Raw genomic sequence first — 12257 nt, 5'->3', positions numbered from 1 at the left:
ATGTGGATGGTCAACAAGCTGTGCTTGATTTTTTACAATATTTACGCGTTGAGCGCCATTACAGTCTTTATACGCAAAAAGCCTATCATACCGATCTGCGCGAATTTCAAAAATTTCTCGCCACACAGTTGCCAGCGAATTACAGCTGGACTGACGTTGATCAGCGGGTAATTGAAAATTATTTGGATACGCTAGCTCAAAAAGATTATGCCGAAAAAACGGTAGCACGCAAAGTGTCGAGTTTACGCAGTTTTTTCAAGTATTTGAAGCGCAATCAAGTAATTCAGCAGGATCCTTTAGAGTTAATTCAACTCCAGAATCATCAACGTATTTTACCAGAATTTTTATATCAAAAAGAAATTGATCAATTATTTCCTGCGACAGCCGGCAATAGTCCATTACAACAAAGAGATCAAGCCTTACTGGAATTACTCTATGATACGGGTATTCGCGTTAGTGAAGCTAGTGATTTAAAAATTGCGCAAATTGATTGGAGTTTAGGAGTGATTTTAATTCACGGAAAAGGTAAAAAAGATCGCTATGTGCCTTTAGGACAGCATTTGCGTAAAACATTTAAACAGTACTTGCAAAGTGGGCGGCCGCAACTGCTCGGTAATGTTCTTCCTCATGACTATTTATTAGTTAATAGTCGTGGGCACCGCTTAACTAGTCGGGGAATTGAGTATCTTTTAAACAAAATTTTGGAACGGTCGCATTTAAATGGTAAAATTCACCCCCACATGTTGCGTCATAGTTTTGCCACGCAAATGTTAACTAATGGGGCTGATTTGCGAACCGTGCAAGAATTATTAGGGCATGCTAATTTATCTACCACCCAGATTTATACGCATTTAACTATGGAGCATTTACAACAGGATTACCGCAAATATTTTCCGCGGGCTAAATAAAAGAGAGGTTTAAACTAGATGACGACAATTTGTGCAGTACGTTATAACCAGGAAATTGCAATTGCCGGTGATGGTCAAGTAACGGCTGGGGAAAAAACCATTATGAAGGCATCCGCCCACAAAGTACGGCGGATTTTTGATGACCAAGTAGTTATTGGCTTTGCTGGAGGCGTTGCAGATGCGATTACGCTGGAAGATTGGTTAGAAAAAAAATTACAAAGTTATGCGGGTAATTTAAAAAGAGCTGCAGTAGCTTTAGCTCAAGATTGGCGGAAAGATCCCACACTACAAAAATTAGAAGCCATGATGATTGCCTTTAATCAGGAAGATTTGTTATTAATCTCGGGTAACGGCGAGGTCATTGAACCTGATGAAGATGTAATTGCAATTGGTTCAGGAGGCAATTTTGCGCAAGCAGCCGCCATTGCCATGATTCGTCATAACTCAGGTCTTACAGCTACTCAAATTGCTCAGGAAGCTATTAATATTGCTTCTGATATTGATATTTTTACGAACAAGGATATTTTGGTGGATCAACTCAAGGAGGTTCAATAATGGCCGAACCAATGACACCCAAGCAAATAGTGAGTGAATTAAATAAATATATTGTGGGACAAGATGAGGCTAAACGAGCTGTTGCTATTGCACTTTATAATCGTTATCGCCGTTCACAATTATCCGATACGATGCAACAAGAAATCACTCCCAAAAATTTACTGATGATTGGTCCCACTGGTGTTGGTAAGACAGAAATTGCCCGGCGGTTGGCCAAAGTAGTTCAAGCCCCCTTTGTAAAAGTTGAAGCGACAAAATTTACGGAAGTAGGTTATGTGGGCCGCGATGTGGAGTCCATGGTGCGTGATTTGGTCAATGTCGCGGTTAAGATGGAAGAAGATATTCAATATCGCGATGTGCGAGCACAAGCTACTACCGCAGCCAATAAAAAGCTAGTGAAATTATTAGTCCCCGGAGTTAAACAGCAGCCGCAAGTTAATAATTTTCAAGAAATGATGTCGGCGTTGAATTCCATGTATCGTGGCGAGGCACCTGTGCAGGATAATGAAGAAGTTACCGACGATGTACGTGATCAACGCTTAAGTGTAAAAGAACAATTGGATCGCGGATTATTGGAAGATCAAGACGTCACGATTGAAGTTGAAGACACTAATAAAATCAACCCGATGAATGACTTAATGGGGCAAATGGGGATTGATCTCAATAGTGCTATGGGCTCCTTAATTCCTAAAAAGAAAGTCAAACGAACTATGCCTGTCAGTGAAGCGCGCGAAGTGCTCATTGAACAAGAATCGAGTAAATTAGTTGATCACGATGCAATTTATCAAGCAGCTATTCAGCGTGCGGAAAACGATGGCATTATTTTTATTGATGAAATTGATAAAATTACAGCCGGCAATAAAAAAACTTCAGGTGAAGTGTCGCGTGAAGGCGTGCAACGGGATATTTTACCCATCGTGGAAGGATCCAATGTCAGCACGAAATATGGCAATGTGAAGACCGATCATATCTTATTTATTGGTTCCGGAGCCTTTGCCGAAACGAGTCCCAGTGATTTAATTGCCGAATTACAAGGACGCTTTCCAATTCGTGTAGAATTAAATGATTTAACCGAAGCAGACTTTATTCATATTTTAACGGCCCCAAGTAACGCTTTGGTTAAACAATATATAGCTTTGATCGGTAGCGATGGTATTAAATTAACGTTTACTAAAGAATCTATTGAAGCAATTGCCCATACTGCATTTCAAGTTAATCGTGATTCTCAAAATATTGGGGCACGACGTTTGGCTACGGTTTTGGAAAAAGTGTTGGAAGACATCATGTATGAAGCCCCGGATATGCAGATGGGTGAAATTACAATCACCCAAGAATACGTTCATCAAAAATTAGCCTCGATTACAACGGACAGTGATTTAGCTAAATATATTCTTTAAAATATGATTTCTATGACTAAAATTATTTTAAATAATGAGTATTTAACAGTTGCCATTGCTGACCATGGCGCAGCGCTTGTTAGCGTACGCGATCAAAAAAGCCAAGAACGTCTGGGGATTAATTTGCCAGCGTCGCAGACCAGGCGGGCTTCGCTTTTATTTCCAATTGTGGGTCAAATAAAAAACAATTGCTATCAATTTAATAATCAGACTTACTCTATGCCCCCGCTGGGGTTTGCTTGTGATCAGCAATTTACGATTTTATATCAAACACCGCAGCAGACTTGCTTAGAATTACAGGCCACAGCCGCTACGTTAAAAATGTTTCCCTTTCATTTTTGTTTGCGGGTAGTTTATACGTTAGTTCAACATGCTGTCAGAGTCGATTATACGGTATTAAATCAAGATCAAATGCCACTATTCTTCGCTATAGGAGCACAAGTGGGATTAGTCTGTGACTACCAACATGAGAGTAATTTTTTAGATTGGCAGTCCGCCCAACCGCTTCAACAACTTCGTCTTAATGGTCGAGGATTCTGTGATTTGAGTCAGCCCCGTAATGTATCTTCCACAACCTGGAAGTTGAAGGATATTAAAAATATCAGTCTTTATCGAGCACTGGGGTTAACTACTTGGCAATTATGTCAAAAGCAGCAAGTTCAAGAAGCACTGATTTCTAATGCTCCTTATTGGCAGATTGGTACGCGTTATCCACAGCCAGACCATGTGATTAATTTTGAACCGTGGTGGGGAATGACCGAGACTAATAAAGCGGCTTTGCAGTGGGAGCAGAAATTTGGCTTCAATTGTTTACAGCCGCAGCAGCATTTTAATGCTACTTGGCAAATACACTTTTATGAAAAATAATTAAGAAAATGTTGACATTCTCATTCATAGGCGCTACTATACAACTAGTAATTAAAACACGAAAACAAATTGATCAGGGGAAGTAACTTGAAGCAGATTATACAGAAAGCCTAGGTTGTTGCGATTAGGTTAATCAAACAAGTGAAAATGACCTGTGATTGGTACGCTGAGTTTATTCAAAAAAGATGAATAAATAAGGTAGTAATGGTTGGTACTCATTAACGTACACGCGTATAGTTTTTTTGTACGTTGGCGAGGGGATTAGTGTAAATTAATCCTGAATTAGAATGGTACCACGGTTGAGAGCCGCTTCTAGCTTCATCAATGTTGATGAGCAAGAAGCGGTTTTTTGTTGTAGGGTTTTAATTAAATTGCATAATGAGGTGAGCACTAAATGAAAAAAAGAAAGTCAATTCTGAAAGTATTTCTAATTGCGTTAATTAGTTTGGTGACGATAGGCGGATTAAGTAGCTGTGGACAACAGACTCAAGAAAAAACAGTCAAAGTCGGGATTAATTCAGCGGACACTCCGATTTGGAAGTTGATTAAGAAAAAAGTTAAGAAAGATCACATTAATATTAAGATTGTGGAGTTCTCCGATTATAACCAGCCGAATACGGCCTTGGTACAAAATGAATTAGGTATTAACGCTTTTCAGCATCGGTTCTTTTTATCTTCATGGAATAAAGCCCATCATACTAATTTAGTCGCCATCGGTAATACCATGATTCAGCCCATGGCGGTTTATTCTCACAAAGTTACCAATTTAAAAGCCGTACCCAACGGGGCCAAAGTATCGTTACCAAATGATGCGTCCAACGAAGCGCGGGCATTGGAATTATTGGAGCAAGCCGGATTGATTAAATTGTCGCCTGCCAAAAACAATTTACCTTCCACTAAAAATGTCATCAACAATCCTCATAATTTGAAGTTTCAAGTACTAGATGCGGCTCAAACAGCCCATTCGCTCAATGATGTGGACATCGCCGTAATTAATGGTAATGTTGCGCAAGCCGCTAAATTGAAGGCTAAAGACAGTATTTACGTGGAAAAAGTTAACCATAAATCCAAGCCATGGGTGAATATTATTGCGGCTAATAAAAAAGATCGGAATAATCCAACCTACAAGAAAATTGTCAAAGCCTATCAGTCCGAAGATGTTTTAAAAGTCATTCATCGTTTGTATGGACCGCAAGCCGTGGGCGCTTGGAAAGTTAAACTGTAAAAATTTCCTTATCAAATGCTAAAAATCTGATTTGTTTTTCTGCTTCTGGATGCCTCCAGATTGTCATCAAACAATTAACTGATGATACTTTATTTGCTTTGAACATTAACCTAAATGCCAGACATTTGGATAAGCGCAAATTTTTATTTAAGAAATTGAAGAAATTAATAGGATGATATTATGACCACGAACACACAAACCAACATAATCGAATTAAAAAATGTGGCAGTTCACTTTCAAACTAGCGACCGCCAAGTAGATGCGGTTCAAGATGTTTCTTTGACGGTGACAGCCGGCGATGTTTACGGAATTATTGGTTATTCTGGCGCTGGTAAAAGTACGCTGGTGCGCGTTATTAATTTATTACAACGCCCTAATCAAGGTGAGGTGTGGGTAAACGGTCAAAATTTGATGACCTTCAAGCCGGCTGCTTTACGTGCAGCACGCCGCAATATTGGCATGATCTTCCAGCATTTTAACTTAATGAATTCGCGCACGGTTTTCGGCAATGTGGAATTCCCTTTGCTGGATTTAAAAATGTCGGCGGCGCAACGAACTGAGAAAGTCAATAAATTATTAGACTTGGTAGGTTTAAGCTCCATGGCCCAAAGCTATCCCTCACAACTATCCGGTGGTCAAAAGCAGCGAGTGGCAATTGCCCGGGCATTAGCTAATGATCCGCAAATTTTAATTTCGGATGAAGCCACCAGCGCTTTGGATCCGCAAACGACGACAGATATTTTGAACCTTTTAGCAGATGTTAATCGAAAACTACACATTACGATTGTTATTATTACGCACGAAATGGATGCTATTAAACAAATTTGCCAACATGTTGCAGTGATGGATCAAGGCCGTCTGATTGAACAAGGAAGTCTATTGGATATTTTTGGCCATCCACAGCAGCCCTTGACCAAAAAATTTGTTGACTCTTCAACGCAATTAACTCCCGCCTTACAAGAAATTAAAAAAAGTGGTTTAATCCAGCCACATAAACAAAATTTAATTGAATTAAAATTTTTGGGCAATAGTGCCCAAGAGCCAATTGTTGTCGCACTTTATAAAAAATTTCAGGTGGAGGCCAATATCTTATTTAGCAATATTGAACAATTGCAGGGCACTACAGTGGGGATCATGTTATTACTTCTTAATGGCACTAACGAGAACATTAATGCTGCCTGGCAATATTTGCAACAGTCACAAGTAGAAGTAAAACAGATTAAATATTCAGAAATTGAGGTGGATTAAGTTGAGTCAATTTTTACGGACGTGGTTTCCCAATGTGGTAATGAACTGGAGCGGCGATAATGGGTTCGTACAAGCAATTTATGAAACTTTGTATATGACTTTTGTGAGTGCCATTTTTGCCGGTATTTTAGGACTGATCTTAGGAATAATTTTAGTTATCACCGATACCAATGGCATTTTACCGCACGCAAAATTTTACAATGTTTTAGATAAATTAGTTAATTTATTTCGGTCTATTCCTTTTGTCATCTTGTTAGCGGTGATTGGCCCATTTACTAAATTTATCGTAGGACAAACCATTGGTCCCACGGGGGCATTAGTCCCCTTAATTGTCGGCACCGCTCCATTCTTTGCACGCCAAGTCCAACTAGCGCTGGTGGAAGTCGATCCAGGAGTGATTGAAGCAGCGCGGGCGATGGGGTTATCACCTTGGAAAATTATTTATCGTGTCTATTTAAAGGAAGGTTTACCTGAACTGATCCGCTCGGGTACCTTGACTTTAATTAGTTTAATTGGTTTAACAGCCATGGCCGGTGCAGTTGGCGGTGGTGGTTTAGGTAACATGGCAATTGCAGTGGGTTATCAACGTTTTCAAAACGATGTCACTTTTGTTTCCATGATTTTAATTTTAGTTTTAGTTTTTGTCGTACAAGGTCTGGGAGATTGGGCTATTAAAAAATTAGAACATTAAAAAAAGTTGCCGGAATTAATCCACGGCAACTTTTTGTATTTGATGCTCAATGTTTATAAATGATTGCAAAGTTGAATAAATTTAGTAAAATTAGTCCTGTTATGCATTGAAGTCGTAACCTTTGAATTCAATGTTTATAAATATGCGGGGCTTTTTTCTTGCGTAAATAATAAACCAAGCCAAAATGAACGATGTTTTCTTTATGATGGCATAATCGGCGAATATTGGGCAGATGGCGCACATAAACGACAATGGTCACTAAAATAGCCGCGAATAAGAAATACGGATCGTGCGTTGGGATTACGGCTAGCGTTAAGACTGGTAAAGAAATTAAACTAGCCAAACTGACGGTGCTGGTTAGTAAAATAATTAAAATAAACATGGAAAAGGCAAAGACAAATAAAGGGGGATTATAAGCTAGTAAAATCCCTGACGCTGTAGCCACAGCTTTGCCCCCTTTGAAATGTAAGAAAATAGAAAAGCAATGTCCTAAAACTGCAGCTAAGCCTACTAAAATCATCCATTGCTTGCCGGGAACATGAAAAAAGACTGGTAAACTGGCTCCCAAAGTGCCTTTAAAAATGTCTAAGCCTAAAACGACGATTCCGGGTAAAATGCCAAAAGCGCGAAAGGTATTAGTAGTACCGACATTACCACTACCTAAGTGACGAATATCTTGTTGAAAGAAGATTTCACCGATTAAATAGCCGGACGGAAAGGAACCAATAAGGTATGCTAGAATAAAACAGAGTACGATTTTCAATACTTGAACCTCCAAGTTTGGTTGGCACCAATACAGTACAACCAACATTTTAATACAAAATTACAAAAGATTCTGTTCTTTTTGAAAGTGAGTTTGTTTTAATGGCAAAAACGAATAGTTATGATGATTCTGCAATTCAAATTTTACATGGTTTAGAAGCAGTGCGCAAACGCCCAGGTATGTATATTGGCTCTACCGATGTCCGGGGACTGCACCATCTGGTCTACGAAATTGTAGATAACTCCGTGGACGAAGCGCTGGCTGGTTTTGGCAAGGATATCCAGGTCATCTTAAATGCTGATGATTCTGTCACGGTAGCCGATCAAGGTCGCGGCATGCCGGTAGGCATGCATGAATCCGGGGTGCCGACTATTGAAGTAATTTTGACGGTTTTACATGCTGGTGGTAAGTTTACAGAAAATAATTATAAAACTTCCGGTGGTTTGCATGGAGTGGGCTCCTCTGTAGTTAATGCCTTATCCGAATGGTTAAAAGTTGAGGTAGTCCGGGATCATATTAAATATGAAGAAAAATTTATTAATGGTGGTCAACCTGTGGGTACGCTCCAGAAAATAGGCCACGTGAAGCTGCAAAGTGGTACGCGCATTACATTTAAACCGGATCCGGCTGTTTTTCAAACTACAAAGTTTAATTTTGATATCTTGGCTGAGCGATTACGCGAGTCGGCTTTTTTATTAAAAGGTGTAAAAATTTCTTTAACCGATCAGCGGGTACAACCTGTTCGCCAGGAAGAATATCTTTATGCGGATGGCATTAAGTCTTTCGTCAAGTACTTAAATGAAGGTAAAGATCCCATTAAAGACATTTTTTATTTTGCAGGTAGCGCTCAGGAAATTGAAGTAGAATTTGCCGGACAGTATAATGACGGTTATTCAGAAAATATTATTTCATTTGTCAATAATGTCCGGACCGTTGATGGTGGCAGTCATGAAGCCGGCATGAAGGCAGGTTTAACCAAAGCTTTTAATGATTATGCCCATAAAATCGGCTTGCTAAAAAATCAGGAGAAAAATTTAGAAGGTAGCGATGTGCGCGAAGGCCTCAGCGCAGTCTTATCGGTGCGCATTCCCGAGAAAATTCTGCAATTTGAAGGACAAACCAAAGGCAAACTGGGAACTCCCGAAGCACGAGCGGTAGTTGATAATATTCTCTATGAAAAAATGAGCTTTTATTTACTGGAGAATGGTGATTTTGGACAAACTTTGGTCAAAAAAGCATTAAAGGCCCGAGAAGCTCGGGAAGCAGCCCGCAAGGCCCGGGAAAACAGCCGTGGACAACGCAAGAAAAAAGATCAGGGCTTATTATCCGGCAAATTAACCCCGGCACAATCCAGAAATCCGAAAAAAAATGAATTATTTTTAGTTGAAGGTGATTCGGCCGGCGGTTCGGCTAAACAAGGCCGGGATCGTAAGTTTCAAGCCATTTTACCTTTACGGGGAAAGGTCTTAAACACTCAAAAAGCCAAACTAGAAGAAATATTCCAAAATGAAGAAATTAATACGATGATTTATACAATTGGCGCTGGAGTAGGGCCAGAATTTAATTTGGCTGATAGTAATTACGACAAGATTATTATTATGACGGATGCGGATACTGATGGTGCACATATTCAAATTTTACTGTTAACTTTCTTTTATCGTTATATGCGGCCTTTGGTACAGGCGGGACATGTGTATCTGGCTTTACCGCCGTTATATAAATTACAAAAAACGCAAAAGCAAAAAACACGCATTGAATATGCATGGACCGAAAAGGAATTAAAAACCGATATTCAAGATTTGGGTAGTGGTTATTCCTTACAGCGCTTTAAAGGATTAGGAGAAATGAATGCCGATCAGTTGTGGGAAACCACCATGAATCCACGATCTCGAACTCTAGTACGGGTTAGAATTGATGATGCCGCTTTAGCCGAGCGTCGGGTAACTACTTTGATGGGTGATAAAGTGGCCCCACGGCGGCAATGGATTGAACAGAATGTCGAATTTAATTTAGAAGCCGAAGGCAGTCTATTAGAAGATGATCTGGATCAAACGCTAGCCACGAATGATTTAAAGAAACAATTGAAGCAACAATAAAGCGAGGGAAAATTTTGGCAGAAAAATCTAGAATCCAAGAATTATCTTTGGAAAGTATCATGGGCGATCGGTTTGGTCGTTACTCAAAATATATTATTCAAGAACGAGCCCTACCTGATGTCCGAGATGGTTTAAAGCCAGTGCAACGCCGGATTTTGTATGCAATGGCCTTAGATCATAATACGTATGACAAAGCATTTAAAAAGTCAGCCAAATCCGTGGGCAATGTGATGGGTAATTTTCACCCGCATGGGGATACCTCCATTTATGAGGCCCTAGTGCGTTTAAGCCAAGCGTGGAAATTGCGCGAGCCGTTGATTGAAATGCATGGAAATAATGGCTCAATGGATGGTGATCCGCCCGCAGCCATGCGTTATACTGAGGCACGTTTGAGTAAAATTGCACAAGAGATGTTACGAGACATTGATAAAAATGTAGTCGACATGGTTTTAAATTTTGATGACACCCAACAAGAACCCGTCGTTTTACCTGCCCGTTTTCCTAATTTACTAGTTAATGGCGCTACGGGGATTTCTGCCGGTTATGCTACAGAAATTCCGCCCCACAATTTAGGCGAAGTCATTGAGGCTACAATTGCTTTAATCGATAACCCAGAATTGACTTTAGATCAAGCCATGCAATACGTCAAAGGGCCAGATTTCCCCACAGGAGGAATTCTCCAAGGAGTGGCCGGAATCAAAAAAGCGTATCAAACTGGACGGGGAAAAGTCATTTTACGGTCGCAAACTAAAATTGCCCAATTACGGGGTCATCGCAGTCAAATTATTATTACTGAGATTCCCTATGAAGTTAATAAAGCACAGTTAGTTAAAAAAATTGATGAAATTAGAATCTTAAAGAAAATTGACGGCATTGCTGAAGTGCGTGATGAAAGTGACCGCCACGGATTATCCATTGTGGTGGAATTAAAACGAGATGTTGATGCTCAAGCAATATTAAACTATTTATTTAAAAATACTGATTTACAAGTCAATTACAATTTTAATATGGTCGCTATCGCTAATAAACGTCCGCAACAGTTAGGTTTATTAGCGATTTTAAAAGCCTATTTAGCTCATCAACAAGATGTAGTTTTACGAAGAACCCAGTTTAATTTACAAAAAGCTGAACAACGGCTGCACATTGTTGAAGGTTTAATTAAAGCTTTATCGATTTTAGATCAGATAATCGCAACCATTCGATCCAGCCAAAATCGTAGCGATGCGCAAAAGAATTTAGTCCAAACTTATGACTTTAGTCAAAGTCAAGCCGAAGCAATTGTGGCTTTACAATTATATCGGTTGACGAACACCGATATTACGCAATTGCAGTCAGAACAAGCTCAACTCCAAGAAACGATTGCGCAAGATCGAAAAATTATCGCTGATCCAAAAACTTTATTACAAGTTATTAAACAAGAACTGCAAGCTGTGCAAAAAGAATTTGCACATCCCCGTTTAACCAAAATTGAGACTGATATTCAGGAATTAAAAGTGGATCAACGTGTCTTGGTTAGTGCAGAAACAGTCCGGGTCTTGGTCAGTCATCAAGGATATTTAAAACGGAGTAGTTTACGTTCCTATCAGGCATCTGCGGCAACTGAAAATGGTTTACGAGCTGCTGATTATCCTGTATTAGATCAAGTTGCTTCTACTCGTGAACATTTGTACGTTTTTACAAATTATGGCAATTTAATTTATCGCCCTGTGTATGAATTAGAGGATTGTCGATGGAAAGATACTGGAGCTCATTTGTCTCAAATGTTAAACCTCGCACGTGATGAAAAGATTATTGGTGCATATATTTTCCCAAATCTACAACAAAATGGTAATTTTGTGGTAGCTACTAGTGATAATTACATTAAACAAGTAGCCTTTTCAGCTTTACTTCCAAAAAGAACTTACCATTCTAAAGCCACTTCCATCATTAAGCGACATCAGGATAATAGTACTATTTTAGGTGTAGAATATGTAGCAGCTTCAGACTTAAATCAAGCCGAAGTTTTGGGTTTTACGCAAAAAGCTTACGGTTTAAGATTTGCATTAACGGAAGTTCCTGTTTTAGGAATTAAAGCCGGTGGTGTGAAGTTTATGGCTTTAAAGGAGCAAGATCAGATTGCGGCTTGGTGTTTGCAAACTAATTCCACTGCTGCAACTACGAAATTTATCGGAATTTTGACACAGCGGGGGGCTTTTAAAAAAATGAAATTAACTGAATTGCCAATAGCGACTAGAGCTCGTCGTGGCATGTTGACGCTTCATGAACTAAAACAGAAACCACATCGGATTAAATATTCCTTTTTACTAACCAATGATGATATATTAGAAGTTGCTACTGATAAGCATAAATTGTTTGAATTAAAAATGACAGATTTTTCAGCGGTGGATCGTTACTCCAATGGCTCATTTGTCATTAATATTGAGCAAGAGGGAGCAATTATCTATGCCTTAAAACAAAATTTGGAACCTGAAGCAACCAAAATTGATCAATAATAATGGAGGATTCAT

Annotated in this window: 10 protein-coding genes; 9 read left to right on the top strand and 1 reads right to left on the bottom strand. The window is 39.3% G+C overall.

Annotated features, from left to right (window positions below; genetic code table 11):
• The first annotated feature begins 2 nt into the window (after positions 1-2).
• From xerC to JG30_RS04425, 7 genes are all read left to right on the top strand, one after another.
• Positions 3-908 (top strand): tyrosine recombinase XerC, encoded by a 906-nt coding sequence (gene xerC / locus JG30_RS04455; RefSeq protein ID WP_046316502.1) that lies wholly within the window; start codon positions 3-5, stop codon positions 906-908.
• An 18-nt stretch (positions 909-926) separates the two neighbouring features.
• Positions 927-1463, top strand: a complete 537-nt coding sequence (hslV, locus tag JG30_RS04450) for an ATP-dependent protease subunit HslV (RefSeq protein WP_046316499.1) — start codon at positions 927-929, stop codon at positions 1461-1463.
• Positions 1463-2860 (top strand): ATP-dependent protease ATPase subunit HslU, encoded by a 1398-nt coding sequence (gene hslU / locus JG30_RS04445; protein ID WP_046316497.1) that lies wholly within the window; start codon positions 1463-1465, stop codon positions 2858-2860. Before hslV ends, hslU begins: the two co-directional genes overlap by 1 nt.
• 12 nt (positions 2861-2872) lie before the next feature.
• Positions 2873-3727: an aldose epimerase family protein gene (locus tag JG30_RS04440; RefSeq protein ID WP_218837828.1), complete on the top strand. Its 855-nt coding sequence runs from the start codon at positions 2873-2875 to the stop codon at positions 3725-3727.
• A gap of 394 nt (positions 3728-4121) precedes the next feature.
• On the top strand, positions 4122-4952 hold the full coding sequence (locus tag JG30_RS04435) for a MetQ/NlpA family ABC transporter substrate-binding protein (protein ID WP_046316493.1): 831 nt from the start codon (positions 4122-4124) through the stop codon (positions 4950-4952).
• Positions 4953-5132: 180 nt separating this feature from the next.
• A complete protein-coding gene (locus tag JG30_RS04430) occupies positions 5133-6200 on the top strand; it encodes a methionine ABC transporter ATP-binding protein (RefSeq protein WP_046316490.1) in 1068 nt (355 codons plus the stop codon).
• 1 nt (position 6201) lies between these two features.
• Positions 6202-6891, top strand: coding sequence for a methionine ABC transporter permease (locus JG30_RS04425; RefSeq protein WP_046316488.1), 690 nt, complete (start codon positions 6202-6204; stop codon positions 6889-6891).
• 127 nt (positions 6892-7018) lie between these two features.
• On the opposite strand, the gene plsY is transcribed toward JG30_RS04425, so the two are convergent.
• Entirely contained in the window at positions 7019-7654 is a 636-nt protein-coding gene (plsY, locus tag JG30_RS04420; protein ID WP_245626293.1) for a glycerol-3-phosphate 1-O-acyltransferase PlsY, read from the bottom strand.
• Positions 7655-7755: 101 nt separating this feature from the next.
• On the opposite strand from plsY, the gene parE reads away from it, so the two are divergent.
• On the top strand, positions 7756-9750 hold the full coding sequence (gene parE, locus JG30_RS04415) for a DNA topoisomerase IV subunit B (RefSeq protein ID WP_046316485.1): 1995 nt from the start codon (positions 7756-7758) through the stop codon (positions 9748-9750).
• A gap of 11 nt (positions 9751-9761) precedes the next feature.
• A complete protein-coding gene (gene parC / locus JG30_RS04410) occupies positions 9762-12242 on the top strand; it encodes a DNA topoisomerase IV subunit A (RefSeq protein WP_179854040.1) in 2481 nt (826 codons plus the stop codon).
• The last annotated feature ends 15 nt before the right edge of the window (positions 12243-12257 follow it).

It is taken from the genome of Bombilactobacillus mellifer, from assembly GCF_000970795.1.
GTDB lineage: Bacteria > Bacillota > Bacilli > Lactobacillales > Lactobacillaceae > Bombilactobacillus > Bombilactobacillus mellifer.
Note: the sequence above shows the minus strand (reverse complement) of the source record. Positions and strands in the feature narration are given on the sequence as shown.

What these genes read in the sequence shown, in the direction of transcription:
- hslV (WP_046316499.1), top strand. Translation starts at nt 927, where the DNA reads ATGACGACAATTTGTGCAGTACGTTATAACCAGGAAATTGCAATTGCC.
- hslU (WP_046316497.1), top strand. Translation starts at nt 1,463, where the DNA reads ATGGCCGAACCAATGACACCCAAGCAAATAGTGAGTGAATTAAATAAA.
- JG30_RS04440 (WP_218837828.1), top strand. Translation starts at nt 2,873, where the DNA reads ATGACTAAAATTATTTTAAATAATGAGTATTTAACAGTTGCCATTGCT.
- JG30_RS04435 (WP_046316493.1), top strand. Translation starts at nt 4,122, where the DNA reads ATGAAAAAAAGAAAGTCAATTCTGAAAGTATTTCTAATTGCGTTAATT.
- JG30_RS04430 (WP_046316490.1), top strand. Translation starts at nt 5,133, where the DNA reads ATGACCACGAACACACAAACCAACATAATCGAATTAAAAAATGTGGCA.
- parE (WP_046316485.1), top strand. Translation starts at nt 7,756, where the DNA reads ATGGCAAAAACGAATAGTTATGATGATTCTGCAATTCAAATTTTACAT.